The 26,315-nt window shown below is 64.5% G+C and carries 23 protein-coding genes; 10 read left to right on the top strand and 13 right to left on the bottom strand.

Features of this window, described 5'->3' with window-relative positions; translation table 11 throughout:
* The first annotated feature begins 76 nt into the window (after positions 1 to 76).
* The gene (locus tag GGI48_RS18100) at positions 77 to 529 is read left to right on the top strand and encodes a hypothetical protein (RefSeq protein ID WP_179599455.1); all 453 of its coding nucleotides are present in this window, start codon (positions 77 to 79) and stop codon (positions 527 to 529) included.
* Here GGI48_RS18100 and GGI48_RS18105 read toward each other — a convergent pair.
* From GGI48_RS18105 to GGI48_RS18135, 7 genes are all read right to left on the bottom strand, one after another.
* On the bottom strand, positions 476 to 664 hold the full coding sequence (locus GGI48_RS18105) for a hypothetical protein (RefSeq protein ID WP_047306394.1): 189 nt from the start codon (positions 662 to 664) through the stop codon (positions 476 to 478). The two genes, GGI48_RS18100 and GGI48_RS18105, sit on opposite strands and share 54 nt — an antisense overlap.
* Complete coding sequence (locus GGI48_RS18110; RefSeq protein ID WP_179599457.1) at positions 661 to 1,782, bottom strand: PepSY-associated TM helix domain-containing protein; 1,122 nt, start codon at positions 1,780 to 1,782, stop codon at positions 661 to 663. Before GGI48_RS18110 ends, GGI48_RS18105 begins: the two co-directional genes overlap by 4 nt.
* A 61-nt stretch (positions 1,783 to 1,843) precedes the next feature.
* A complete protein-coding gene (locus GGI48_RS18115; RefSeq protein WP_179599459.1) occupies positions 1,844 to 4,303 on the bottom strand; it encodes a TonB-dependent siderophore receptor in 2,460 nt (819 codons plus the stop codon).
* A 180-nt stretch (positions 4,304 to 4,483) separates the two neighbouring features.
* Positions 4,484 to 5,461, bottom strand: coding sequence for a FecR domain-containing protein (locus GGI48_RS18120; protein WP_179599461.1), 978 nt, complete (start codon positions 5,459 to 5,461; stop codon positions 4,484 to 4,486).
* On the bottom strand, positions 5,458 to 5,976 hold the full coding sequence (locus GGI48_RS18125; protein WP_016964736.1) for an RNA polymerase sigma factor: 519 nt from the start codon (positions 5,974 to 5,976) through the stop codon (positions 5,458 to 5,460). Before GGI48_RS18125 ends, GGI48_RS18120 begins: the two co-directional genes overlap by 4 nt.
* A gap of 293 nt (positions 5,977 to 6,269) precedes the next feature.
* Positions 6,270 to 6,977 carry a PolC-type DNA polymerase III gene (locus tag GGI48_RS18130; RefSeq protein ID WP_016964737.1) on the bottom strand — a complete coding sequence of 236 codons (708 nt, stop codon included), beginning with the start codon at positions 6,975 to 6,977 and terminating at the stop codon, positions 6,270 to 6,272.
* Positions 6,974 to 8,908, bottom strand: coding sequence for a putative nucleotidyltransferase substrate binding domain-containing protein (locus tag GGI48_RS18135; RefSeq protein WP_103741695.1), 1,935 nt, complete (start codon positions 8,906 to 8,908; stop codon positions 6,974 to 6,976). Before GGI48_RS18135 ends, GGI48_RS18130 begins: the two co-directional genes overlap by 4 nt.
* Before the next feature lie 259 nt (positions 8,909 to 9,167).
* Between GGI48_RS18135 and GGI48_RS18140 the strand changes: the two genes are divergently transcribed.
* On the top strand, positions 9,168 to 9,614 hold the full coding sequence (locus GGI48_RS18140) for a response regulator (protein WP_016964739.1): 447 nt from the start codon (positions 9,168 to 9,170) through the stop codon (positions 9,612 to 9,614).
* 76 nt (positions 9,615 to 9,690) lie between these two features.
* Here the strand turns inward: GGI48_RS18140 and GGI48_RS18145 are convergent, their stop codons facing one another.
* The gene (locus GGI48_RS18145; protein ID WP_179599463.1) at positions 9,691 to 11,868 is read right to left on the bottom strand and encodes a malate synthase G; all 2,178 of its coding nucleotides are present in this window, start codon (positions 11,866 to 11,868) and stop codon (positions 9,691 to 9,693) included.
* 554 nt (positions 11,869 to 12,422) lie between these two features.
* Here GGI48_RS18145 and GGI48_RS18150 point away from each other — a divergent pair.
* Positions 12,423 to 12,941 (top strand): glycine cleavage system protein R, encoded by a 519-nt coding sequence (locus tag GGI48_RS18150; RefSeq protein WP_016964741.1) that lies wholly within the window; start codon positions 12,423 to 12,425, stop codon positions 12,939 to 12,941.
* Between the two features lie 225 nt (positions 12,942 to 13,166).
* Here GGI48_RS18150 and rarD read toward each other — a convergent pair whose 3' ends face one another.
* The 5 genes from rarD to GGI48_RS18175 all read right to left on the bottom strand — a co-directional run bounded on the left by rarD (position 13,167) and on the right by GGI48_RS18175 (position 18,979).
* Entirely contained in the window at positions 13,167 to 14,054 is an 888-nt protein-coding gene (rarD, locus tag GGI48_RS18155) for an EamA family transporter RarD (protein ID WP_016964742.1), read from the bottom strand.
* Positions 14,055 to 14,305: 251 nt separating this feature from the next.
* Positions 14,306 to 15,280, bottom strand: coding sequence for a serine/threonine protein kinase (locus GGI48_RS18160; RefSeq protein ID WP_103741693.1), 975 nt, complete (start codon positions 15,278 to 15,280; stop codon positions 14,306 to 14,308).
* Positions 15,281 to 15,421: 141 nt separating this feature from the next.
* Positions 15,422 to 17,326: a PhoX family protein gene (locus tag GGI48_RS18165; protein WP_103741692.1), complete on the bottom strand. Its 1,905-nt coding sequence runs from the start codon at positions 17,324 to 17,326 to the stop codon at positions 15,422 to 15,424.
* A gap of 83 nt (positions 17,327 to 17,409) precedes the next feature.
* Positions 17,410 to 18,174 carry a TOBE domain-containing protein gene (locus tag GGI48_RS18170; protein ID WP_179599465.1) on the bottom strand — a complete coding sequence of 255 codons (765 nt, stop codon included), beginning with the start codon at positions 18,172 to 18,174 and terminating at the stop codon, positions 17,410 to 17,412.
* 64 nt (positions 18,175 to 18,238) lie between these two features.
* Positions 18,239 to 18,979 carry a ComF family protein gene (locus GGI48_RS18175; protein ID WP_179599467.1) on the bottom strand — a complete coding sequence of 247 codons (741 nt, stop codon included), beginning with the start codon at positions 18,977 to 18,979 and terminating at the stop codon, positions 18,239 to 18,241.
* Between the two features lie 91 nt (positions 18,980 to 19,070).
* Here GGI48_RS18175 and bioB point away from each other — a divergent pair, with 91 nt between their 5' ends.
* From bioB to GGI48_RS18210, 7 genes are all read left to right on the top strand, one after another.
* The gene (bioB, locus tag GGI48_RS18180; RefSeq protein WP_016964745.1) at positions 19,071 to 20,126 is read left to right on the top strand and encodes a biotin synthase BioB; all 1,056 of its coding nucleotides are present in this window, start codon (positions 19,071 to 19,073) and stop codon (positions 20,124 to 20,126) included.
* 132 nt (positions 20,127 to 20,258) lie between these two features.
* Positions 20,259 to 21,437, top strand: coding sequence for an 8-amino-7-oxononanoate synthase (gene bioF, locus GGI48_RS18185; protein WP_179599469.1), 1,179 nt, complete (start codon positions 20,259 to 20,261; stop codon positions 21,435 to 21,437).
* Entirely contained in the window at positions 21,430 to 22,161 is a 732-nt protein-coding gene (locus GGI48_RS18190; protein WP_179599471.1) for an alpha/beta fold hydrolase, read from the top strand. The genes bioF and GGI48_RS18190 overlap by 8 nt, the downstream gene beginning before the upstream one ends.
* Complete coding sequence (gene bioC, locus GGI48_RS18195) at positions 22,154 to 22,966, top strand: malonyl-ACP O-methyltransferase BioC (RefSeq protein ID WP_179599473.1); 813 nt, start codon at positions 22,154 to 22,156, stop codon at positions 22,964 to 22,966. The genes GGI48_RS18190 and bioC overlap by 8 nt, the downstream gene beginning before the upstream one ends.
* Positions 22,963 to 23,643: a dethiobiotin synthase gene (gene bioD / locus GGI48_RS18200; protein ID WP_179599475.1), complete on the top strand. Its 681-nt coding sequence runs from the start codon at positions 22,963 to 22,965 to the stop codon at positions 23,641 to 23,643. Before bioC ends, bioD begins: the two co-directional genes overlap by 4 nt.
* 107 nt (positions 23,644 to 23,750) lie before the next feature.
* The gene (locus GGI48_RS18205) at positions 23,751 to 24,047 is read left to right on the top strand and encodes a hypothetical protein (protein ID WP_016964616.1); all 297 of its coding nucleotides are present in this window, start codon (positions 23,751 to 23,753) and stop codon (positions 24,045 to 24,047) included.
* A 300-nt stretch (positions 24,048 to 24,347) separates the two neighbouring features.
* Positions 24,348 to 26,153 carry a phenylacyl-CoA dehydrogenase gene (locus GGI48_RS18210; protein ID WP_016964617.1) on the top strand — a complete coding sequence of 602 codons (1,806 nt, stop codon included), beginning with the start codon at positions 24,348 to 24,350 and terminating at the stop codon, positions 26,151 to 26,153.
* Positions 26,154 to 26,315 lie beyond the last annotated feature (162 nt).

Genomic DNA, 26,315 nt, shown 5'->3' on the forward strand with positions numbered 1-26,315 from the left:
TCGCAGCCCGGGGATCTTAGCGCAGCCGGTGGCATGGGCCACAGGGGCGAGCGACAGTAGCGACAAGGAGTGATGAATGCGCAGGTCCTATCTTCTGCACGGGTTGTACAGCCTGGCCCTGACCTTGCTGGGCGCGCTGGCGGTGTACCTGGCCCTGCAGTACGAGTTCCGCCGCAAGGGCGAGGGTGAGCCGGAGCTGATCATGGCGTTCGCCTACATCGCCTGGTACTGGGCGTTGCCGGCGCTGGCCCTGCCGGGCCTGGTCTGCGTGCTGCTGCGCCTGCGCGGCCCCGACCCGGTGACTCAGCTGTGGCGCTGGAGCCTGGCGGCCAGCTATGTGCCGTTACTGGGGCTGGCCTTGTTCAGCGTGCTGGTGGCCATCGAGGCGTTTCAGGAAAACCGCGTGTTCATTCCGGTGATGCTGATCGGCCTCGGGCTTTCGATGTACCTGTGGCGCGGCTTTCCGGTGCCGGGCTCAGGCCGGCGGCTGGCGCCGCAACAGGCCGCGCAGGGCGATCAGCGTCGGTAGGCCCAGGCCCAGCCAGCTCAGGCTGTCCCAGACGCCGTCCCCCAGCAGCGCGGCGAACAACCCGGCGGCGCAGAGCAGGCCAAGCGCCAGGGGCGCGCCGAAGACCTTCCAGAAACTGGCTTGCCGCGGCTTCATCGGCGCCCCTCCCGGGTCGGCTTGCCGGCCCGGCGGCGGACGGTCCACAGGTACAGGCCGCTGCCCAGGACAATCATGGTCAGCACATCCAGCGCCGCCCACAGCAGCTTCATCGGCAGACCGCCGTAGTCACCGAAATGCAGCGGCTGGGACATGCCCATGGCGTCCATGTACCAGGGCCGTTCGCCGACGGCGGTGACCTGCAGGCTGCTGGCGTCGATCAGCACCGGGGTCAGCAGGTGCGAGGTCAGGTGGCTGCCGCCCTTGAGGAACACCGCGTAGTGGTGCTCGCTGGAAAAGCGCGTGCCGGGGAAGGCGATGAAGTCCGGTTGCATGCCCGGGGCGGCTTCCCGGGCGATCTCCAGCAGGCGGCTGGCGGGAGCCAGCGAGGTCAGCGGCGGGGCGTCGCGGTAGGGCGCGACCATGGCGCTGAGGCTGTCGTTGCGCCAGGCGGCGATGATCAGGTCGGCGCAGGCGCTGATGACCCCGGTCACCCCCACCACCAGGGCCCAGGTCAGGGTGACCACGCCAATCAGGTTGTGCAGGTCGAGCCAGCGCAGGCGGCTGGATTTGTCCTGGCGCACCGTGGCGAACTTCAGGCGGCGCATGAACGGCAGGTACAGCACCGTGCCGGAGACGATCGCCAGCACAAACAGCAGGCCCATGAAGGCCAGCAGCAGTTTGCCCGGGAGCCCGGCGAACATATCCACATGCAGGCGCAGCATGACCATCATCAGCCCGCCATTGGCCGAGGGCATGGCCACGGCTTCGCCGGTGCGGGCGTCGAGCATGAAGGTGTGGGACGAATTGGGTTCGGTGCCGGCGGTCTTGGCCATGATCGCCATCACACCGTTGGGCTCGTCTTCGTCCCAGCCGAAGTACTGCATGACTTCCCCCGGGCGGTGGGCTTCGGCGGCCTGGACCAGCTGTTGCAGGTCCAGGTGCGGGGTGTCGGCGGGCATTTCCCGCAGCTGTGGCGCGTCCCCCAGCAGGTGGTCGATCTCGTGGTGGAAGATCAGCGGCAGGCCGGTGAGCGCCAGCATCATCAGGAACACCGTGCAGATCAGGCTGGACCAGGTGTGGATCAAGGACCAGCGGCGGATGGTCGTGCTTTTCATCGAGGCTCCATTGGCAAAAGGGCCGCGGTTCAGGCGGCCCTTCGGCGAGGGTTTTCCCTTCTTAGAATTTGTAATTGACGCTGGCCATGACGTTGCGGCGGTCGCCGTAGTAGCAGTAGGTGCCGTCGCAGGTCGACATGTATTCCTTGTCGAACACGTTGTTGGCGTTGAGGGCTACGCTGGCGCCCTTGAGCGAGCTGTCCAGGCGGCCGAGATCGTAGTGCACCGCGGCGTCATACACGGTGTAGGACGCCGTGTCGCCGTCGGATTTGCGCGCGACATAGGCCAGGTTGCCTGCCGGTACGTTGTTGGTCTCGCCGATATAGCGGGCGCCGAAGCCTACGCCGAAGCCGTCCAGCAAGCCGTTGTGCCAGGTGTAGTCGGCCCAGATCGAAGCCTGGTTTTCCGGGGTCAATGGCAGTGGGCGGTTCTTGTCCTGAGGGTCGCCGACCTTGGTCATCTTGCTGTTGGCATAGGTATAGGCGGCCGTCAGCTTGAGGTTCTCATTGACGTTGCCCACCGCTTCCAGCTCGAAGCCGCGGACCTTGGCCTCACCCAGTGGGCGGCTGACGCCCAGGCTGTCGGTGAGGACGATGTTCTGCCGGGTCAGGTCGTATACCGCGGCAGTGAACAGCATGTCGCTGCCCGGAGGCTGATACTTGAGGCCCAGTTCGTACTGCTTGCCGGTGCTGGGCTCGAAGGCCTGGCCTTTGGCGTTACCGCCGGGCTCGGCCTGGAAGGATTCGGCGTAGGAAATGTAGGGGGTAAAGCCGGAGTCGAAGACGTAGCTGAGGGCCGCGTTGCCGGTGAAGGCCTGGTCGTTGCGCTCATCGTGGGGCTTGTTGGCGAGGTTGTAGAACCGGGATTCGGTGTGCAGCCAGTCCTGGCGCCCGCCCAGGGTCAGGCGCCAGTTGTCCAGGGCCATCTGGTCCTGGACGTAGAGCCCGGTGCCCTGGCGCTTCTGGTTGTAGTCGTTGTATGCAAAGTAGGCGACTTTGCTGAAATCCTGACCGTAGACCGGGTTGATGATGTTGCTGGTGGGCGCTTCACCGTACAGCCACTTGTAGTTGGTGTTGACGCGCTGGTAGTCCAGGCCCAGCAACAGGGTGTGCTTGAGCTCGCCGGTGTCGAAGTCGGCCTGGAAGTTGTTGTCCACGGCGAACTGGCTGATGTCCTCGTTGACGATGTTGGCGCCACGGCGCACGGTGCCGTCGGCACTCACCGCCTGGTCGGGCTTGTTGGGCCAGTAGCTGCCACCGGCGGTGATGCCCTGGAACGACAGGTCGCTCTTGGTGTAGCGCAGGTTCTGGCGGAACTGCCAGACGTCATCCAGGCGGTGCTCGAAGGCGTAACCCAGTGCGTAGTAGGTCTTGTCGTAGTATTCCCAGCTCGGATCGCCGAGGTTCTTGTGGTACTTGATCTCGCCCGCCGGGCTCGCCAGTTTGGTGCCCTGCAACGGCAGGAACTGGCTGGTGATGCCGGTATCGTCACGGTTGAACTGGCTGAGGAAGGTCAGCTTGGTGTCTTCGTCAATGTTCCAGGTCAGGCTGGGGGCCAGGTTGTAACGCTTGTCCTGGTTGTGCTCGATGGCGGTGTTGCTGTCGCGGACCACGCCACTGACGCGATACAGGAAACGCCCTTCGTCATCGATGGGGCCAGTGCTGTCGAAGCTGATCTGCTTGCGCTGGTAGCTGCCGATCTGCAATTGCACTTCGTGGCTGCTGCTGTCTTCCGGGCGGCGGCTGACCATGTCCAGCAAGCCCCCGGGTGGCGTCTGGCCGTAGACCGAAGACGCCGGGCCGCGGAGCAGGGCTACACGCTCCAGGTCCCAGGTTTCCAGCTTGGGCATGGTGTAGGTGCCCTTTGGCAGGGGCAGGCCATCGAGGAACTGGGTGGGTTCGAAGCCCCGCACCTTCAGCCACTCGGCGCGGCTGTCGCTGCCGTAGCTGCTGGCGGTGACACCGGGCATGTAGCGCACGGCATCGTCGAGGTTCTGTACCGCACGGTCGCTCATCTGTTCACGGGTAGCGACGGAGATGGAGCGAGGCACTTCACGTAGTTCGGTATCGGTCTTGGTGCCGACGGCAGTGCGCTTGGCCATGTAGCCCTCGACTGGTCCCCACGCCGTTTCATAGCTGCTCTGGCCGGTGATGTTGGTTTCCGGCAGGGCGACCACGGCGTCGGTGCTTGCCACCAGGCTGTAGCTGCCGGCGCTGCTGTGTTGCAACTGCAAACCGGTGCCGCGCAGGGCCTCACGCAGGGCGCCTGGGGCATCGAACTGGCCCTTGACCGGGGCCGAGGTCTTGCCCGCCGCCAGGGACGGATCAAGGCTCAGGGCCAGGCCGGCCTGGCTGGCGATCTGGTTCAGGGTGCTGGCCAGGGGCGCGGCCGGCAGGTCGTAGGCGCGCACGCTGGACGCTTGCTCGGCGGCCATCAGGCCCTGGCTGGCCAGCGGGGCGCAGAAGGCGATGGCAACAGCCAGCAGGCTGGGGCGTAACAGGGTGTCTAGCGAGCGGGACATAGGGCGGCTCCTGAATGGAAATGTTTCGCAATTGCCTAGGTGCCGGACGAGATTGGAAAAGTGATAGGGCAGATTGAAAAAAATCTGGATTCAGATGGATGGCGGGCGCTTCGCTGGCAAGCCAGCGCCTACGGGATCGGTGTAGGAGCCAGCTTGCCGGCGAAGGTCGCGACACCGATCTCAGCGTTTGGCGTCGGCCTTGGCCGTCACGGTTACCCACCAGTCGGTGTGCCGCTCGATCTGCACCGGCAGGGTCGGCAGCAGGGCATTGAGCGCGAGGTCGGTGTCCTGCAACGGAAAGCTTCCGGTAATGCGCAGGTCGGCCACTTCCGGGGCGACGCCCAGGTGACCATGGCGATAACGACCCAGTTCGGCGATCAGGTCGCCGAGGCGGATGTTGTCCACCACCAGCATGCCCCGGGTCCAGGCATCGGCCCCCGGGGTCAGGCTCGGCAAAGGGTCCAGGCCGGCGCGGCGCATCAGCACCTGCTGGCCTTGCTGGAACACCTGTTCGTCCTGAGCGGCTTGCGGTCGCGCCGCCACCGCCGATTGCAGCACCCCGAGGCGGGTGCCCTGGTCCTCGCGCTGGACCAGGAACCGCGTGCCCAGGGCGCGCATCCGCCCGTCGCGGGTTTCGACGATGAACGGGCGACTGTCGTTGTGCCCGGTCTCGATGAGGATTTCGCCTTCCTGCAGCACGATCCGCCGCTGCTGGTCATCGAAGCGCACATCCAGCGCACTGTGGGTGTTGAGGTCGATCCGCGTGCCGTCGCTCAGGTGCAGGGTGCGCTGCTCGCCGGTGGCGGTGCGCTGGTCGGCCAGCCAGTAATCCACCGGCAGGTAACGCTCCCCGGCCAACAGCCCCAGCCCGGCCACCAGCACCACACTGGCGACCCCACGCCCCAGCTTGCGCACCCGCCGGCGCAGGCCTTCGCGCGATTGCAGCAAGGCGTTGCGCGCTGGCCCCGAGGCGACGCTGAAGCGCTGGTCGAGCATGCCCAGCTGGCGCCAGGCGCGGGCGTGTTCTTCGTGGGCGGCATGCCATTTGGCGAACTCTTCGCGCTCCACCGCGCTGGCGTCGCCATCCAGCGACAGTTGCCAGGCGATGGCGGCGTCCAGCACCCGGGCCGACACCGGTTTGGAACTGATGGGGGTCATAGCGGCTCCCCGTACAGGGCGATGTAGCACTGGCGGATGCCCTGGGCCAGGTACTGGCGCACCCGCGGCACCGAGACGCCGAGGCGTGCGGCGATCTCGGCGTGGCTCAGGCCATCGAGGCGGTTATAGAGGAAGGCCATGCGCGCCTTGCTTGAGAGTTTGCCCAGCAGGCGGTCGATGGCCTTGAGGTCTTCGAGGATCAGTTGCTGTTGCTCCGGCGAGGGTTGCTCGCTTTCGGGGATCAGCATCAGTTCGTTGAGGTAGGCCTGTTCCAGGGCGGCGCGGCGGAAATGATCGAACAGCAGGCCCTTGGCGATGGCCAGCAGAAAGGCCCTGGGCTCGCGGGGGGCCTTGAGCTCGTCGCGACCCAGCAGGCGGACGAAGGTGTCCTGGCTCAGGTCCTCGGCCCGCTGGCTGCAGGCCACGTTGCGCCGCAACCAGGCCAGGAGCCAGCCGCGATGGTCGCGATACAACGCACCAACTAGCTCATTGCGAGGGCTTTGGACTGACGACAACCGGGGTCACCCATCGAAAAGTTTAAATTAACGAGAATTATTCGCGATTGTCGCAGAGGCCAAACAGTGGCGCAATCGACGTCGGTCGGCTGCCTTGTTGCTGAGGGTGGCGGGTGCTGAAGAGCTTTGTCGGCAGAGAAAGCCCGTTGTGGCGAGGGAGCTTGCTCTCGCTGGCGTGCGCCGCACGCCCAAGGCTCTGTGTCAGGTGGAACCGGGGTTCAGGTTTTACGGCCGCTGCGCGGCCGAGCGGGAGCAAGCTCCCTCGCCACAGGTATTTGCGCCGTTGCGATGGATCAGAACGAAGGGGCCTGCTGCCGGCGTCTCCACTGGCTGAGGCGCTGCTGCAGGTTCAGCGGGCTGTGGATCTGCTGCTGGCGGGCGCGGTTGAACAGGATCAGCGCCAGTTCCGCGGTGGCCAGGGCGTCGGCTGCTGCGTGGTGACGCTCCGCGACTTGCAGCTTGAACCAGTCGACCCAGTCATCCAGCCCGGCTTCGCGGATCGGGGCCTGGGGGCAGAGCATGGGCGCCATGTCCGCGACGTCGAGGAAGCGGTGCTGCAGGCGATAGCCCAGGCTGTCCTTCAGGGCCCGGCCGAGCATGTGCTGGTCGAAGGGCGCATGAAAGGCCAGCAGCGGGCTGTCGCCGACGAACTCCATGAAGTCCAGCAGGGCCTCCACCGGGTCGCAGCCGGCGGCGATGGCGCTGGGGCCCAGGCCATGGATCAGCACGCTGGGGCTGAGTTTGTGTCCCGCGCGTTGCAGGGTGCGCTCGAATTGCTGGCTGAAGTCGATGGCGCCGTCTTCGATCACCACCGCGCCGATGGACAGCACCTGATCGCGGTTGAGATTGAGGCCGGTGGTTTCCAGGTCCACTACCACCCAGCGCTGTTCCCGCAGGCTGCCGTCACCCAGTTCGGTGAAGGCGGGCAGGCGGTCGCGACGGTGTTGCTGCTCGGCGGTCAGGACGCTGACCGCGGGACGGAACCAGGCAAACAGGCTCATAGCTGGTACCGCAGGGCCAGACTGCTTTGCAGGCGCTGGGCCTGGCGCAGGGACTCGCGCAGGATGCGCCGGTCCAGGTGGTTCAGGCTGTCGGGGTCGACGCGGTTGGAATAGGGCTGGTTTTCCCGGGTCTGGCGCTGGTGCTGCTGCATGCGGGTCTGCTGGATGAAGTGGTAGGCCTCTTCATAGGCCGCGCCGTCCAGAGGCTCGATGACTTGTTTGGACACCAGCTGGCGCAGGCGCTCCAGGGTGTTGATGGCGCCGATGCCGTTGGCCAGGGCCAGTAGCCGGGCGCCGTCGACGAAGGGCGTCAGGCCCTGGACCTTGAGGTCCAGGGTGGCTTTTTCACCGTTCTTGCGGGCCAGGACGAACTCGCGAAAGCGCCCCACGGGCGGGCGCTGGCGCAGGGCGTTTTCCGCCATCATGCGTTGGAACAGGCGGTTGTCCGCGACCTGGTCGAGGATGCCCCGGCGCAGTTGCTCGGCGCCCTGTTCATCGCCCCAGACCACCCGCAGGTCGAAATAGATGCTCGAACCCAGGAGGTTTTCCGGGGTCGCCTCGCGGATGAAGGCGGCAAAGCGCCGGGCCCATTCGGCGCGGGACAGGCACAGCTCGGGGTTGCCGGCCATGATGTTGCCCTTGCACAGGGTGAAGCCGCACTGGGCCAGGCTCTGGTTGATCTGCTGGGCAATGGGCAGCAGCTGGCCGCGAATTTCCGCGGCGTGGGCGGCGTCCCTGGCTTCGAACAGGATGCCGTTGTCCTGGTCGGTGTGCAGGGTCTGTTCGCGCCGGCCTTCGCTGCCGAAACACAGCCAGCTGAAAGGCACGCCGGGGTCGCCCTTGTCGGCCAGGGTCAGTTCGATCACCCGGCACACGGTGTGATCGTTGAGCAGGGTGATGATGTGGGTGATCTGGGTCGAGGAGGCGCCGTGGGCCAGCATGCGTTCCACCAGCTGGCCGATCTCGCCGCGCAGCGCCACCAGGTGTTCGACCCGGGGCGCGTTGCGGATGGTCCGGGCCAGGTGCACCAGATCGACCCGTTGCAGGGAAAACAGGTCGCGCTCGGACACCACGCCGCACAGGCGCTGGTCCTTCACCAGGCAGACGTGGGCGATATGGCGCTCGGTCATGGCGATGGCGGCGTCGAAGGCGCTGTGGTCCGGGCTGAGGAAGAACGGTGCCTGGGTCATGTGCCGTTCGATGGGCTGGTTGAGGTCCTGGCTGCCGTCGGCCACCACCTGGCGCAGGTCGCGCAGGGTGAAGATCCCCAGGGGCGCCTTGTGTTCGTCCACCACCACGATGCTGCCCACTTGCTGCTCGTGCATCAGTGCCACGGCTTCGCGCAATGGTGTCTGCGGGCTGCAGGCTACTGGATGACGCATGGCCAGTTCGCCGAGGCGGGTGTTCAGCGAGTATTGGGTGCCGAGGGTTTCCACGGCCTTCTGCTTGACCTGCTGATTGACCTGATCCAGCAGGCTGCTGACCCCGCGCAGGGCGAAATCGCGGAACTCCGCAGACAGGGCGAACAGCTTGATGAAGGCGCTTTTGTTCAGTTGCAGGCAGAAGGTGTCTTCGGCGGCCCGATGCTCGGTGCGGGTCGCCCGTTCTCCGAGCAAGGCGGCGAGGGGAAAGCACTCGCCGGTGGTGATTTCGAAGGTGGTTTCGGTGCTGCCCTTGGCGGCGTGGGTGCGTTCGCCCACCACCCGGCCCTGCTTGACGATGTAGAAGTGCTCAACCGGACCGTCGGCCGGCTTGATGATGCTCTCGCCCGGGCCATAGAAGCGCAGCTGGCACTGTTCCACTAGGTAGGCCAGGTGGAGGTTTTCCATCTGGTTGAAGGGCGGGAAGCGCTGCAGGAACTGCACGGTGCCCTGGATGTTCTGCAACACCGCGGTCTTGCCGGCCTGGGTGAAGGCGTCCGCTTTACTCATAACGATTACCGCAGTCTTCTTGGAGTTGTTGTGGTCGGATCACGGCAATGGTCGGCGCCTGGGGCGGGAGTGCCCATTGGACGTAAGTCTAGGTAGCGCTCGCGTTCCTGGGCATTTGGCTTTGAGCCTGCGGTCATCCATGCAAAAAAGCTCTGATCGGAGCACTTGGCAATTTTTCCGACGAAGTGCACATTGGAAGCCCGCTTAGCGATGTCTGACCACTGTGCTAGGGGATTGATTGGTTCATGTAGAGAAATGTATGCCCGACCACGATATTTTGAGTGACGCCGAGCGCGAGGCTCTGAGCGAGGTGATGCTCGAGCCGGACCTGCCCGCTCAGCGTGTGCTCATCGCCGATGACGACAAGGATGCCCGGGAGCTGCTTGCGGAAATTCTCGGGCTGGATGGCATTCGCTGCATGACCGCGGCCAGCGGCAAGGCCGCCCTCGAACTGCTCGAATCGAACAAGTCCATCGGCCTGCTGATCACCGATCTGCGCATGGCGCCCTGCAACGGCCTGGAGCTGATTCGCCAGGTGCGTGAATCGGAGCGGGCGGCGTTGCCGATCATCATCATTTCCGGCGACGCCGATGTGCGCGATGCGATTGCCGCCATGCACCTGAGCGTGGTGGATTTCCTGCTCAAGCCGATCGACACCCGCCAGCTGCTGGCCCTGGTCAAGCATGAGCTGGGAGTGGTGCGCTAGAAGGCTCTTGCGGCAGGGAACAAAAAAGCCCCGGTCCACTGGACCGGGGCTTTTTCATGGGTGGGGCCAGGCGTTGTTACAGGCCGTTCTTGGCCTTGAACTCGCGACGCCGACGGTGCAGGACCGGCTCGGTGTAGCCGTTAGGCTGCTTGGTGCCTTCGATCACCAGTTCCAGGGCGGCCTGGAAGGCGATGTTGCTGTCGAAGTCCGGCGCCAGCGGGCGGTACAGCGGGTCGCCGGCGTTCTGCCGGTCAACCACCGGAGCCATGCGCTTGAGGCTTTCCAGCACCTGCTCCTGGGTCACCACGCCGTGGCGCAGCCAGTTGGCGATGTGCTGGCTGGAGATGCGCAGGGTGGCGCGGTCTTCCATCAGGCCGACATCATTGATGTCCGGCACCTTGGAGCAACCCACGCCCTGGTCGATCCAGCGCACCACGTAACCGAGAATGCCCTGGGCGTTGTTGTCCAGTTCGTTCTTGATCTGCTCCGGCGTCCAGTTCGGGTTGACCGCCAGCGGGATGGTCAGGATGTCGTCCACCGAAGCGCGGGCACGCTTGGCCAGTTCGGCCTGGCGGGCGAACACGTCGACCTTGTGGTAGTGCAGCACGTGCAGCGCGGCGGCGGTTGGCGACGGCACCCAGGCGGTGTTGGCACCGGCCAGCGGGTGGGCGATCTTCTGTTCGAGCATGGCGGCCATCAGGTCCGGCATGGCCCACATGCCCTTGCCGATCTGCGCGCGGCCTTGCAGGCCGGTGGACAGGCCGATATCGACGTTCCAGTTCTCGTAGGCGCCGATCCATTTCTCGGCCTTCATGTCGGCCTTGCGCACCATGGCGCCGGCTTCCATGGAGGTGTGGATCTCGTCGCCGGTGCGGTCGAGGAAGCCGGTGTTGATGAACACCACGCGCTCGCTGGCGGCCTTGATGCAGGCCTTGAGGTTGACCGTGGTGCGGCGCTCCTCGTCCATGATCCCGACTTTCAGGATGTTGCGCGGCAGGCTCAGCACCTCTTCGATGCGGCCGAACAGTTCGTTGGTGAACGCCGCTTCTTCAGGGCCGTGCATCTTCGGCTTGACGATGTACACCGAGCCGGTGCGGCTGTTCTTGCGCGAGGTGTTGCCGTTGAGGTTGTGGATCGCCGCGAGGCTGGTGACCAGGCCGTCGAGGATGCCTTCCGGCACTTCGTTGCCGTGCTTGTCGAGGATCGCGTCGATGGTCATCAGGTGACCGACGTTACGCACGAACAGCAGCGAGCGGCCGTGCAGCTTCACCGGCTCGCCGTTGGCGCCAGTGTATTCGCGGTCGGCGTTCATGGTGCGGGTGAAGGACTTGCCACCCTTGCTCACTTCTTCCGCGAGGTCGCCCTTCATCAGGCCGAGCCAGTTGCGGTAGATCACCACCTTGTCATCGGCATCGACGGCGGCAACCGAGTCTTCGCAGTCCATGATGGTGGTCAGGGCCGCTTCCATCAGCAGGTCCTTGACCCCGGCGGCGTCGGTTTGGCCGATTGGGCTTGCGGCGTCGATCTGGATCTCGAAGTGCAGGCCGTGGTGCTTGAGCAGGATCGCGGTCGGGGCCGCGGCATCGCCCTGGTAGCCGATCAGTTGCGCGTCGTCGCGCAGGCCGCTGTTGCTGCCGCCCTTGAGGCCGACCACCAGCTTGCCGCCGACAATCTTGTAGCTCACCGAGTCGACGTGGGAGCCGGCGGTCAGCGGCGCTGACTCATCGAGGAAGGCGCGGGCGAAGGCGATGACCTTGTCCCCGCGGACCTTGTTGTAGCCTTTGCCCTTTTCCGCGCCATCGGCTTCGCTGATGGCGTCGGTGCCGTACAGCGCGTCGTACAGCGAGCCCCAGCGGGCGTTGGAGGCGTTGAGGGCGAAGCGTGCATTCATCACCGGCACCACCAGCTGCGGGCCGGCCATGTGGGCGATTTCTTCATCGACGTTTTGCGTCGTGGCCTGGAAATCCGCCGCTTCTGGCAGCAGGTAACCAATGTCTTGCAGGAAGGCTTTATAAGCCACGGCATCGTGTGCCTGGCCGGCGCGGGACTGGTGCCAGGCATCGATGCGCGCCTGGAAATCGTCGCGTTTGGCGAGTAGGGCTTTGTTCTTCGGTGCCAGGTCGTGAATGACCTTGTCGGCACCGGCCCAGAACGCGTCGGCGGTGAGGCCGGTACCGGGAATGGCTTCGTTGTTCACGAAGTCGAACAGGACTCTGGCGACCTGCAGGCCACCGACTTGAACGTGTTCAGTCATTGCTTGCCTCACTCTGCTCAGCTATTTCGCTTTTCAGCTCTTCAAATTAACAATGAAGCCGGCGGCCATTTAAAGCACAACCCTGTTCACCAGTACATGCCATTGCGGGCGGCTGGGTGCTTCCAATCAACGGCAGAGCCTTGCTGATGGGGGGTTGCAGGGGTTGCAGTCAGGCCTTGGCGGACATCGTTCCAACGTTATGTAGTGCGCGCTGCGGCATACTACATGATGAATTGCGGTTGTGAAAATTAGACTAAATTCGTCGTTCCGCGACTTAAGAATGCAGTGCGGTCACGCTGGGAAACGCGGTGTTCTCAAAAGGCCGGTGGATTGTTCCATATAAATACAAAAAGTTGTACACGATTTGTGTTTTGCCCTGCGCGCCCGCGTCGGAGCCGGCTTGCCGGCGAATGGGCCTTCGGGGTTTGCGTCGGCCTTGCGGGCACTTTCGCTGGCAAGCCAGCTCCTACACAAGCTGCTGCGATATGGGCTGGAAGGCGCGGGGAATGAGGCTGCCTATAATTGCTCTTTCATCATGAAAAGAGGGCTGCGCCATGGACCATCTCGTTCTCACGGTATTCGCCCCGGACAAGGCCGGACAGGTCGAGCGGATCGCCCAGTGCATCGCCGAACATGGCGGCAACTGGCTGGAAAGTCGCCTGTCGCGCATGGCCGGGCAGTTTGCCGGCATCCTGCGGGTCGGGGTCCCGGCCGAGGCCTACGATGAGCTGGTGGATGCCTTGCAGGGGCTGTCGGCCCAGGGCATTCGGGTGTTGATCGCCGAAAGTGGCATCGAGCAGTCCTGCACCTGGAAACCCATCGCCATGGAGCTGGTGGGCAACGATCGCCCGGGGATCGTTCGCGACATCACGCGCTTGCTGGCGGAGCAGGGGGTCAATCTCGAACGGCTGGTGACCGAGGTGCGTCCGGCGCCCATGAGCAGCGAGCCGCTGTTTCATGCCGAGGCGATTCTGGCGGTGCCCCTGACCTTGTCCCTGGAGGTATTGCAGTCGCGCCTGGAAACCCTGGCCGACGACCTGATGGTGGAGTTGGTGCTGCGCAGCGAGGTCTGAACCCCGTCCCGCAGGTTATCCCAGTAATCCGTGCATGCGCCTGTGGATAACCTGTAGAGACCCGGCGCCAGCCCAACAGCGCCGTGGCTTAGCGCGCTCTGATCAAAAAACCAGCAGTTTCAAGGGCTTGTGCACAAAGGGCGGGGATCAGGTTGTGGATAACCTTGGGAAGAACCGCTGCAGGCCACGACTGGCATGGCCTGCAGAATGTTGGGCGTTTTTTGATCAGCGGCGGCCGCGCAGGCTCAGCCAGGCATCGACGCTGTACACCGCCAGTCCCGCCCAGATGAACATGAAGGCCAGCAGGGTGCTGGAGGACAGGTGTTCGTCAAACAGCAGCACCGCCTGCAGCAGCACCAGGGTCGGCGCCAGATACTGCAGGAAGCCCAGGGTGGTGTAGGGCAGGTCGCGGGCGGCGGCGTTGAAGCACACCAGGGGAATCAGCGTGACTGGACCTGCGGCCACCAGCCACCAGGCTTGGGAGCTGCTCCAGAATTCGGCATGGGCGCTGCTGGCATCGGGGTGCAGCAGGAGCCAGCCCAGGGCGATGGGCACCAGCATCCAGGTTTCCACCACCAGCCCGGGCAGGGCCTTGACCGGCGCCTGTTTACGGATCAGCCCATAGAAGCCGAAGCTCAGCGCCAGGATCAGCGACACCCAGGGCAGGCTGCCCACTTGCCACACTTGCTGGGCCACCCCCAGCGCCGCGAGGATCACCGCCAGCCACTGCAGGCGCCGCAGGCGTTCGCCGAGAATCAGCATGCCCAGCAGCACATTGACCAGGGGGTTGATGTAGTAGCCCAGGCTGGCTTCGAGCATGCGTCCGTTGTTCACCGCCCAGACATAGGTCAGCCAGTTGCCGGCGATCAGGGTGCCGCTCAGGGCCAGGATCGCCAGGCGCTTGGGGTTGTCCCGCAGCTCGCGCCACCAGCCCGGATGTTTCCACACCATCAGCAACAGGGCGCCGAACAGCGCCGACCAGAGTACCCGGTGGATGATGATTTCCACCGCGGGAACGCTGGCGATGGCTTTGAAATAGAGCGGAAACAGACCCCAGATGATGTAGGCGGTCAGGCCCAGGATGTACCCGCGACGCGGGTTGGCGGCTTGCATGCAAAGTCCTTGCTTAGGCAGCTAACAAAGCCGCGATTGTAAGGAGATTTGTCTAGACCTGTCCTGACTTTTGCACCGCCCGTTTCTTTGGAGGAGGGCTTGTGGGCAATGGCAAACTTACGGGCCTCTTCGCTGGCGAGCCAGCTCCTACAGTTGGCGTTGTATCAAGGCGGATTCTTGTAGGAGCCGGCTTGCCGGCGAAGGCGATCTCATGGGCCCCTTCGCTGGCAAGCCAGCTCCTGCAGGCAGGGTCAGAACAGCCTGAGGGGTTCTTCGTTGAGGGCGGCCAGTTGCTCGCGCAGGGCCAGGACCTGTTCGCCCCAGTAACGCTCGCTGCCGAACCAGGGAAAGCTGTGGGGGAACGCCGGGTCGTCCCAGCGCCGCGCCAGCCAGGCGCTGTAGTGCATCAGGCGCAGGGCCCGCAGCGGTTCGATCAGGGCCAGCTCCCGCGGGTCGAAATCGTGGAACTCGCTGTAGCCGTCCATCAGTTCCGAGAGCTGGCCGAGGCAGTCCTGGCGATCGCCGGCGAGCATCATCCACAGGTCCTGCACGGCAGGCCCCATGCGGCAGTCATCCAGGTCGACGATGTGGAACATCTCGTCGCGGCACATCATGTTGCCCGGGTGGCAATCGCCGTGCATGCGGATGTTCTGGTGCGGGGTGTTCTGGTAGACGTCTTCCACCCGCTTGAGCAGGTCCCGGGCCACGGACTCGTAGGCCGGCAGCAGGCTCTTGGGAATGAAGTTGCCTTGCAGCAGGGTGGCCAGGGACTCGTGGCCGAAGTTCTGCACCCCCAGGGCTTCGCGGTGCTCGAAGGGGCGGGTCGCGCCCACCGCGTGCAGGCGCCCGAGCAACTGGCCGAGGCGATAGAGCTGGTCCAGGTTGCCCGGTTCCGGTGCCCTTCCGCCGCGGCGGGGAAACAGGGCGAAGCGGAAACCGGCGTGTTCGAACAGGCTGGCGCCGTCGTGGATGATCGGCGCCACCACCGGCACCTCGCACTCGGCCAGTTCGAAGGTGAAGCGGTGCTCTTCGAGAATGGCTTCGTTGGTCCAGCGCTGGGGCCGGTAGAACTTGGCGATCAGTGGCTCGCTTTCGTCGATACCCACCTGATAGACGCGGTTTTCGTAGCTGTTGAGCGCCAACACGCGGGCGTCGCTGAGAAAACCGATGCTTTCAACGGCGTCCAGAACCAGGTCGGGGGTCAGTGTTTCAAACGGGTGCGACATGCTTACTCCTGCTCGCAGCAGGCTGCCGCGTCCGGCCAGGCATGGTAACGCAGACGGGGAGCCAGTGGGGGAGGGTTTGCTGGTGGTTCGCCGGCGAGCCGGCTCCTACGAAGGGAGGAGCCGGTGGGCACAGCGCAAGGATCAGGCGCCGATGACGCCGCCGTCTTCCCGGGTAATGGCCATTACCGAGGAGCGCGGCTTGCCGTTGGGCAGGTGCTCGGGGAAGGTCGAGCCGCCGTTTTCCCCGGGGTGCTGGATGCCGACGAACAGGGTCTTCTGGTCCGGGGCGAAGGCGATCCCGGTGACCTCGCAACCTACCGGCCCGACCATGAAGCGGCGGATCTCGCCGCTGTCCGGGTCGGCGCAGAGCATCTGGTTGTTGCCCATGCCGGCGAAATCGCCGCTGTTGCTGTAGTCGCCGTCGGTGAGGATCCACAGGCGTCCGGCCTGGTCGAAACCCAGGCCGTCGGGGCTGTTGAACATGTTCTCTGGGGTGATGTTGGACGAGCCGCCCTTGGGCTGGCCGGCGTGTACGCTCGGGTTGCCGGCGACCACGAACAGGTCCCAGGAGAAGTTCATGGCGCCATGATCGTCATTGCCGGTGCGCCAGCGCAGGATCTGCCCGTAGACGTTCTTCTCCCGCGGGTTGGGTCCGCCCACTGGCTGGCCGTCTTCGCCGCGTTTGACGTTGTTGGTCAGGGTGCAATAGACCTGGCCGTCCTTGGGGCTGACCACAATCCATTCCGGGCGGTCCATGCGGGTGGCCTGGACCACGCTGGCGGCCAGGCGCGCCTGGATCAGCACCTGGGCCTGGTCGGCAAAACCGCTGCTGGCGTCGATGCCGTTCTTGCCGTGGGTCAGCTCGATCCACTGGCCCTGGCCCTTGGGCCGGTCCGGATTGCCATCACCGGCATCGAAGCGCGCCACGTACAGGGTGCCGTGGTCCAGCAGGTCGCGGTTGGCCTTGGGGTTGCGCTGGTTGATCTTGTCGCGGCTGATGAACTTGTAGATGAACTCGCCACGCTCGTCGTCGCCCATGTAGACCACGGCGCGGCCGTCGCGGGTTTGCGCCAGGGCGGCATTTTCATGCTTGAAGCGGCCCAGGGCGGTGCGCTTGACCGGGGTCGATTGCGGGTCGAAGGGGTCGATTTCCACCACCCAGCCGTGGCGGTTGAGCTCGTTGGGGTTCTTCGCCAGGTCGAAACGCGGATCGTGCAAGTGCCAGTTGATGTCCTTGCTGGCCACCACGGCGCCGTAGCGCTTCTGCGCGGCGTCGAACTTCTGCTCGGGGTTGCTGCTGCCGAAACAGTCGGTGAAGTTCTCTTCGCAGGTCAGGTAGGTGCCCCAGGGCGTCTTGCCGTTGGCGCAGTTCTGGAAGGTGCCGAGGACGTGCTTGCCCTTGGGGTCGGCCGCGGTCTTGAGCAGGTCGTGGCCGGCGGCGGGACCGCTGAGGCGGATCGGCGTGTTGCCGTGGATGCGCCGGTTGTAGCGCGAGCCCTGGACGAACTGCCATTGGCCGTGCTTGTGCTGCACCTCGATCACCGACACGCCTTCGCTGGCCTGGGCCTTGCGCACGTCTTCGGCGGATTGCGGCTGGCCGCCGTGGGGATAGAGGTAGCGGTAGTTGGTGTATTCGTTGTTGATCGCCATCAGCGCCCGGTGCTTGTCGTCCGGGAAGGCGAACAGGCTCATGCCGTCGTTGTTGTCGCCGAACTGCACTTCCTGGGCCTGGGCGGTGCCATTGCCGCTGGGGTCGAAGGCCGGTCCGTTCTTGGCCAGCGGCTGGCCCCAGCTGATCAGCACCGAGGATTTGTAGCCCGGTGGCAGGGTGATGCTATCGCTGGTGGCGGCGGCGATGCCGGTAAAGCCCAGCAGTTGGCTGGTGCCGGCGCTGACACCGGCGGCCAGGGCGCTGCGGCCGAGCAGTCCGCCACCGAGAAACAGCGCGGCGCCGCACAGGGCCCCGGCACCGATGAAACCGCGGCGGCTGAGGCCGACCATCTGTTCCAGGTCGGTGGGTTGGTCTTCTTCCAATAGCAGGCTCATATCAGGCTCCCTGAAGGTTTTTGCAGCCACCTTAGTGAGCCTCTATGACGAACAGGTTGCAGTCGCAAGTCGCCGGATCCGCCTTAGAGCGGGGTGCCGAGCAGGACCTGGGCGGGGGAGAAGTGCACCTGGACGGCCTGGGTTTCGCCAAGCCCGAGGTCTTTGAGCCGGCGGGGCTCGGCCAGGGCGCAGAGGGTCTGGCCATTGGGCAGCACGACTCTGACTTCGCAGGGGCCATCTTCGGCGTCGAGAATCTGCTCGATGGCGCCGCTCAGGCAATTGTGTCCAGTTGTTGCCGGAGCGCCGATGGGGTGCAGCTCCAGCCAGCCGGCCTTGATCAGCGCCACCACCTCGGTGCCGGGGGCCAGCTCCAGGCGCTGGGTGCTGTCGTGGGTGATTTGCGCCTTGAGGATCAGGCCCTCGGCCAGAGCCAGGCTGATCAGGTCGTTGCAGCCTTGGGGGGCAATGGCCTGGACCTTGCCGTGCAACTGGTTGCGGGCGCTGGTGCGCAGCATCAGGCGTCCCAGCAGGTCGAGGTCGCTGGCCTCTTCCGCGGCTTCCAGGACCTGGGCTTGCAGGGCCTGCAGGCGTTGATAAAGGCGTAGCACGCGCTGGCCTTCGAGCGTCAGCCTGGCACCGCCGCCGCCCTTGCCGCCGACGCTGCGCTCGACCAGCGGGCTGGCGGCCAGGTTGTTCAGCTCGTCGATGGCGTCCCAGGCGGCCTTGTAGCTCAGGCCGGCGCTTTTTGCCGCGCGGGTGATGGAGCCCTGTTCGGCAATGTGCTGGAGCAGGGCGATGCGCTGCGGGCGGCGGACGATGTGCTGAGTCAACAGAGTGGGCAGGGACATGGCGGGGCGGCTTCGGGCACTGACGGTGGACAGGGAGTTTGCGACTTGAGCGATGAGAGTCAAGTCAGTCGCGGTGTTCGGCCGCGGGCGTGCGGGCCAGACAATAGACATCCACCTGGCGGGCGCCAGCGTCCATCAGCACCTGTGCCAGGGCCTGGGCGGTGGCCCCGGTAGTGAGGACGTCGTCCACCAGGGCCAGGTGCCGGCCCGCCACTGAAGCGTTGGCGGTGAGGGCGAATGCCTGGCGCAGGTTGCGTCGCCGGGCCCGGGCATTCAGGCCCTGCTGTGCCGGGGTGTCCTGGGTGCGCCGCAGCAGATCAGGCTCCACGCTCAGGTGCAGGGGGTGTCCCAGCCATCGGGCGAGCATGTCGGCCTGATTGAATCCGCGCTGGCGCAGGCGGCGGCGCGACAGCGGCACCGGTAGCAGGCAGTCGGGCCGGGGCAGGCCCTCATCGAAGCGAAAATGCAGGAATTGAGCGAAAAGTTCGGCCATCAGGCGACCCAAAGGCCATTGCTGCTGATGCTTGAAACGGCTGATCAGGCTGTCCAGCGGAAAGTCGTAGCGCCAGGGCACGATGACCCGTTGAAAGGCCGGAGGGCGTTGCAGGCACTGGCCACAGGTCAGGCCGTCGGCGGGCAGGGGCAGGGCGCAGACCGAACATTGGGCGCCAAGCCAGGGCAGCTCATCCTGGCAGGCGCTGCACAGGGCCAGGAGCGAATCGCTGGGTTCATCGCACAATAAACAGGTTTGTTTGTTTTTTGACCAGATGTAAACCGGTCCTTTGTATTCGGGTTGACAGTGCATGGCGCTTCCTTAAATATGCCGGACATCCGTGTCGCGGCCGCGGACCGTCCCTGTCCAGCGCCGCTTGCCAAGCATAATCAAGGAATCGCCCATGAGCGCCAGCAGCACCGCTACCCTGCGTCATGACTGGACTTTGGCTGAAGTCAAAGCCCTGTTCGTCCAGCCGTTCAATGACTTGCTGTTCCAGGCGCAGACGGTGCACCGCGCGCATTTCGACGCCAATCGGGTCCAGGTGTCCACGCTGCTGTCGATCAAGACCGGCGCCTGCCCGGAAGATTGCAAATATTGTCCGCAGTCCGGTCACTACAACACCGGCCTGGAAAAGGAAAAACTCCTGGAAGTGCAGAAGGTGCTGGAGGAGGCCGCTCGGGCCAAGGCCATCGGCTCTACGCGCTTCTGCATGGGCGCCGCCTGGAAGCACCCGTCGGCCAAGGACATGCCCTATGTGCTGGAGATGGTCAAAGGCGTGAAAGCCATGGGCCTGGAAACCTGCATGACCCTGGGGCGCCTGGATCAGGAGCAGACCGAAGCCCTGGCCAAGGCCGGCCTGGACTACTACAACCACAACCTGGATACCTCGCCGGAGTTCTACGGCAGCATCATCACCACCCGCACCTACAGCGAGCGCCTGCAGACCCTGGCCTATGTGCGTGACGCCGGGATGAAGATCTGCTCCGGCGGCATTCTCGGCATGGGCGAATCCCTGGACGACCGCGCCGGTCTGCTGATCCAGCTGGCCAACCTGCCGGAGCATCCGGAGTCGGTGCCGATCAACATGCTGGTCAAGGTGGCCGGCACCCCGCTGGAAAACGCCGAGGACGTGGACCCGTTCGATTTCATCCGCATGCTCGCGGTGGCGCGGATCCTCATGCCGCAATCCCACGTGCGCCTGTCCGCCGGTCGCGAGGCGATGAACGAGCAGATGCAGGCCCTGGCCTTCTTCGCCGGCGCCAACTCGATTTTCTATGGTGACAAGCTGCTGACCACCGCCAACCCCCAGGCCGACAAGGACATGCAACTGTTCGCCCGTCTGGGCATCCAGCCCGAAGCCCGGGAAGAGCATGCCGACGAAGTGCATCAGGCCGCGATCGAGCAGGCCCTGGTGGAGCAGAAAAACAGCGAGCAGTTCTACAACGCCGCCGTCTGAGCCTGTGCGGTAGGAGCCGGCTTGCCGGCGGATCCCGCGAACTGCGCAAGCCCGCCGGGTTTCGCGTCGTCTGTTTCGCGGGCAAGCCCGCTCCTGCGGCTAATGTGTCTGTGAGCCAATATCGAGGCCTGCATGTCTTTTGATCTCGCCGCGCGCCTCGCTGCCCGCCGTGCCGAACATCTCTATCGCCAGCGTCCGCTGCTGGACAGCCCCCAGGGGCCGCAAGTGATGGTGGACGGCCAGCCGTTGCTGGCCTTTTGCAACAACGACTACCTGGGGCTGGCCAATCACCCACAAGTGATCGAAGCCTGGCGCGCCGGCGCCAGCCGCTGGGGCGTGGGCGGCGGTGCGTCCCATCTGGTGATCGGCCACAGCACGCCTCACCATGAGTTGGAAGAAGCCCTGGCGGACCTTACGGGGCGCCCGCGGGCGTTGCTGTTCAGCACCGGCTACATGGCCAACCTGGGGGCGGTCACGGCCCTGGTCGGGCAGGGCGATACGGTGCTGGAGGATCGGCTCAACCATGCCTCGCTGCTGGACGCCGGGCTGCTTTCGGGAGCCCGCTTCAACCGCTATCTGCATAACGATGCCGCCAGCCTGGCCAAGCGCCTGGAAAAGGCCACCGGCAATACCCTGGTGGTCACCGACGGGGTGTTCAGCATGGACGGCGATGTCGCCGACCTGCCGGCCCTGGCCCGGGAAACCAAGGCCCGCGGTGCCTGGCTGATGGTGGATGACGCCCATGGCTTCGGGCCGCTGGGGGCCAACGGTGCCGGGCTGGTGGAACACTTCGGCCTGGGTCTGGATGAGGTGCCCGTGCTGGTGGGCACCCTGGGCAAGGCGTTCGGCACCGCCGGGGCCTTTGTCGCCGGTAGCGAGGAGCTGATCGAAACCCTGATCCAGTTCGCCCGGCCTTATATCTACACCACCAGTCAGCCGCCGGCGCTGGCCTGCGCCACGCGCAAGAGCCTGGAGTTGCTGCGCAGCGAGCACTGGCGGCGCGAGCACCTGGCGAATCTGATCCGCCAGTTCCGGCTCGGGGCCGAGCAGATTGGCCTGGAGCTGATGGACAGCTTCACCCCGATCCAGCCGATCATGGTGGGCGACAGTGCCCGGGCCGTGGCGTTGTCACGGATGCTCCGTTTGCGGGGAATCATGGTTAGCGCCATCCGTCCACCGACTGTGCCGGCCGGCAGTGCGCGGCTGCGGGTGACCTTGTCCGCGGCCCACAGCGAGGCGCAGGTCCAGCTATTGTTAAGCGCGTTGGCGGATTGTTTCAGTGAACTGCAAACGAGGCCGGGCCATGCGTGATCGACTGATTCTGTTGCCGGGCTGGGGGTTGGGCGTGTCCCCCCTGGAACCCTTGGCTGCCGCGTTGCAGGGGCTGGATGAACACTTGCGGGTGGAGATCGAACCCCTGCCGGAGCTGACTTCCAGCGATCCGCAGGCATGGCTGGACGAACTCGACGATGCGCTGCCGGATGACGCCTGGCTGGGGGGCTGGTCCCTGGGCGGCATGCTTGCCACGGAGCTGGCGGCCCGACGCGGCGAGCGCTGCTGCGGCTTGTTGACCCTGGCCAGCAACCCCAGTTTTGTCGCTCACGAGCAATGGTCCAGTGCCATGGCCGGTGAGACGTTTGACGGTTTCCTGGCGGGCTGCGCCGCGGATCCGCGCACCACCCTCAAGCGCTTTTCCCTGCTGTGTGCCCAGGGCTCGGTCGATCCCCGCGGCTTGTCGCGGATGCTGCTGGGCGGGGCGCCGACCACGCCGGGACCGGTGCTGATGGCGGGCCTGGAGCTGTTGGCGCAATTGGATACGCGCGAAGCCTTGCTGGCTTTTCGCGGCCCGCAGTTGCACCTGTTCGCCGGGCTGGATGCCCTGGTGCCCGCCGAGGCGGCCGCCGAGTTGCTGGCCTTGTTGCCGGATATAGAAGTTGGCCTGATCGAGCAGGCCAGCCACGGTTTTCTTCTGGAAGATCCCCACGGAGTGGCGGGGGCGATCCAGGCTTTCTTGCATGAGTCCGGTGATGACTGATCTGTCTGTTGCTGTCTTGCCCGCCGGCCTGCCTGACAAGCGTCAGGTGGCGGCGTCCTTTTCCCGCGCCGCGGCCAGTTACGACAGTGTTGCCGAGTTGCAGCGGGCGGTCGGCCAGCAGTTGTTGAGTCGCTTGCCTGAACGGCATGCACCGACGCGCTGGTTGGATTTGGGCTGCGGCACCGGGCATTTCAGTCGTGTGCTGGGGCAACGTTTTGCGCGCAGTCAGGGGCTGGCCCTGGACATTGCCGAGGGCATGCTCAAGCACGCGCGGCCACTGGGCGGAGCCGAGCATTTCATCGCCGGCGACGCCGAGCGCCTGCCCTTGCAGAACGGCAGTTGCGGGCTGATTTTTTCCAGTCTGGCGGTGCAATGGTGCGCGGATTTTTCGGCGGTGCTCAGCGAGGCCCGGCGGGTGCTGCAACCGGATGGCGTACTGGCCTTTGCCAGTTTGTGTGTCGGCACCTTGCACGAGTTGCGCGAGAGCTGGGGGCGGGTCGATGGGCAGGTGCACGTCAATCGTTTCCGTGAGTTCGAACGCTATCGTCAGTTGTGTGAGGCCAGCGGCCTGCAGGTGCGCAGCCTGGAGAAGAGCCCCCATGTGTTGTATTACCCGGATGTGCGCAGCCTGACCCATGAGTTGAAGGCCTTGGGCGCGCACAATCTGAATCCCGGTCGCCCGGGCGGCCTCACCGGACGGGCGCGCATTGCCGGGCTGATTGAGGCTTATGAAGGTTTTCGTCAGCCCAGGGGGCTGCCGGCGACTTATCAGGTGGTCTATGCCGTGTTGGAGAAACCGCTATGAGTGCTGCCTATTTCATTACCGGAACCGACACCGATGTGGGCAAGACCACCATCGCTGCCGGGTTGCTGCATGCGGCGCGTTTGGCCGGGTTGAGCACGGCGGCGGGCAAGCCGGTGGCTTCCGGGTGCGAGTTGGGCCCCAAGGGCCTGCGCAATGCCGATGCCCTGGCGTTGCTGGCCCAGTCGTCGTTGCCATTGAGCTATGCCGAGGTCAATCCGTTCGCCTTCGAGCCGGCCATCGCGCCCCATCTGGCGGCGCGGGAGGCGGGCGTGGCATTGACCGTGCAATCGCTGCTGATGCCGATGCGTGAGCTTCTGGCCAAGGGCGCGGACTTCACCCTGATTGAAGGGGCCGGGGGCTGGCGGGTGCCCCTGGCCGATCAGGACAATCTGTCGGACCTGGCCATGGCCCTGGGATTGCCGGTGATTCTGGTGGTGGGCGTGCGCCTGGGTTGCATCAATCACGCCTTGCTGAGCGCTGAGGCGATTGCCCAGGATGGTCTGCAACTGGCGGGCTGGGTGGCCAATATCATCGAGCCGAAGACCTCTCGTCTGGAAGAAAACCTGGCGACGTTGGCCGAACGCTTGCCCGCGCCGTGCCTTGGCCGAGTGCCGCGACTCAAGCCAGCCAGTGCCGAAGCGGTGGCCGAGCACCTGCAACTGGATCTGCTGGACTAGATTTTGCCTATGAAGAGGCATATTGCCATTAGTGTTTTTGACGGGTGTTTTCTTGACGCGTCTGCTTCAATGACACCCGTCACTCATTTTCAAGGTCGAGTCCTTCCATGGAAATTTCCGGGAACAGCGCTTTCTACGCCGGACTGAATGCCATTCAGGCCGGACAGAATCGTGTCGATCAAGGTTCCAGCCAGATCGCCAGCAGCGCCGTTGAGCGCTCTTCCGACAGCCGGGCGCCTGCGGATCAGGTCAATCGCCTGAACGGCGTGGATCGCAGCCAGGCGTCGGACCTGGCCAGCAGCATGGTCGATATGTCCATGGGCAAGATCCAGGTGGAGCTGGGAGTCAAGGTTGCCAAGGCCTCTGATGAGGCGCTCGGTACCCTGATCGACACCTACGCTTGATCACTTTGCGCAACAGCCCGCTTTCCTGAAGGGGAGGCGGGCTGTTGCTCATGCCTTTCCTGTCTGTCGTTCCTCTTCTTCATTTCCTTGTGTAACTGATCGCCGGTGAACCGGCTCCTACACTTCACGGTATGGCTGTGGGTATTGGCCTGCGCGTGCATTTTGTTTCGATGACGAAAGGCATCGGAGCGACGCTTGACAAGATTTGGGCCTAAACGTATGTTTCAAACACCTGTTTGACCGCTATAAAAAATCAACGCGGTTGTTCATTCCCGGTTACATCAGCAGAGGTTTATCGCTATGCCTGACTACAAGGCCCCCTTGCGTGATATTCGCTTCGTTCGTGACGAACTGCTCGGCTATGAGGCGCACTATCAGAGCCTCCCGGCTTGCCAGGACGCCACTCCGGACATGGTTGACGCCATTCTCGAGGAAGGTGCGAAGTTTTGTGAGCAGGTGCTGGCTCCGCTGAACCGTGTGGGCGACCTGGAAGGTTGCACCTGGAGTGAATCCGGCGTTAAGACCCCGACCGGCTTCAAGGAAGCCTACAAGCAGTTCGTTGAAGGCGGCTGGCCAAGCCTGGCTCATGACGTCGCGCACGGTGGTCAGGGTCTGCCTGAATCCCTGGGCCTGGCGATCAGCGAAATGGTCGGCGAAGCCAACTGGTCGTGGGGCATGTACCCAGGCCTGTCCCATGGCGCAATGAACACCATTTCCGAGCACGGCACCCCTGAGCAGCAAGAGGCTTACCTGACCAAGCTGGTGTCGGGCGAATGGACCGGCACCATGTGCCTGACCGAGCCGCATTGCGGCACCGATCTGGGCATGCTGCGGACCAAGGCCGAACCCCAGGCTGATGGTTCCTACAAGGTCACCGGTACCAAGATCTTCATCTCCGCCGGTGAACACGACATGGCCGACAACATCGTCCATATCGTCCTGGCTCGCCTGCCGGACGCACCGGCCGGCACCAAAGGCATTTCGCTGTTCATCGTGCCCAAGTTCCTGCCTAACGCCGACGGCAGTGTCGGCCAGCGCAACGCGGTCAACTGCGGTTCCCTGGAACACAAGATGGGCATCCACGGTAACGCCACCTGCGTGATGAACTTCGACGCGGCCACCGGCTTCCTGATCGGCCCGGCGAACAAAGGCCTGAACTGCATGTTCACCTTTATGAATACCGCGCGTCTGGGCACCGCTCTGCAGGGCCTGGCCCACGCCGAGATCGGCTTCCAGGGTGGCCTGAAATACGCTCGCGACCGTCTGCAAATGCGCTCCCTGACTGGCCCGAAAGCGCCGGACAAGGCCGCCGACCCGATCATCGTGCACCCTGATGTGCGTCGCATGCTGCTGACCATGAAAGCCTTCGCCGAGGGCAACCGGGCGATGGTCTACTTCACCGCCAAGCAGGTGGACATCGTCAAGTACGGCGTGGATGAAGAAGAGAAGAAGAAAGCCGATGCGCTGCTGGCTTTCATGACTCCGATCGCCAAGGCATTCATGACCGAAGTCGGCTTCGAATCCGCCAACCACGGTGTGCAGATCTACGGTGGCCACGGTTTCATCGCCGAGTGGGGCATGGAACAGAACGTTCGCGACAGCCGGATTTCGATGCTGTACGAAGGCACCACCGGTATCCAGGCGCTGGACCTGCTGGGCCGTAAAGTGCTGATGACTCAGGGCGAGGCGCTCAAGGGCTTCACCAAGATCGTCCACAAGTTCTGCCAGAGCAATGAAGGCAACGAGGCGGTGCAGGAATTCGTTGCACCGCTGGCGGCACTGAACAAAGAGTGGGGCGAGCTGACCATGAAAGTGGGCATGGCCGCGATGAAGGACCGTGAAGAAGTCGGTGCTGCTTCGGTGGACTACCTGATGTACTCCGGTTACGCCTGCCTGGCCTACTTCTGGGCCGACATGGCGCGCCTGGCGGCTGAAAAGCTGGCAGCCGGCACCACCGAAGAGGCGTTCTACACCGCCAAGCTGCAGACTGCGCGCTTCTACTTCCAGCGCATCCTGCCGCGTACCCGCACTCACGTTGCCAGCATGCTGTCGGGCGCCAACAACCTGATGGACATGAAGGAAGAGGACTTCGGCCTGGCTTACTGAGCCTGACTGAACGCTCTTGCCAAGCCGCTCGCCCTTCGGGTCGAGCGGCTTTTTTGTGCCCGTAGCATCTTCATGAAAATTCCCGACTAAATCGCTAAGCAGAAGCGATTTCCTGCCGTTAAAGAGATGGCAATGTGATGCCTGTCACAGCAAGTGTGCTCA

It is taken from the genome of Pseudomonas protegens (genome assembly GCF_013407925.2).
GTDB classification, from domain to species: domain Bacteria; phylum Pseudomonadota; class Gammaproteobacteria; order Pseudomonadales; family Pseudomonadaceae; genus Aquipseudomonas; species Aquipseudomonas fluorescens_AP.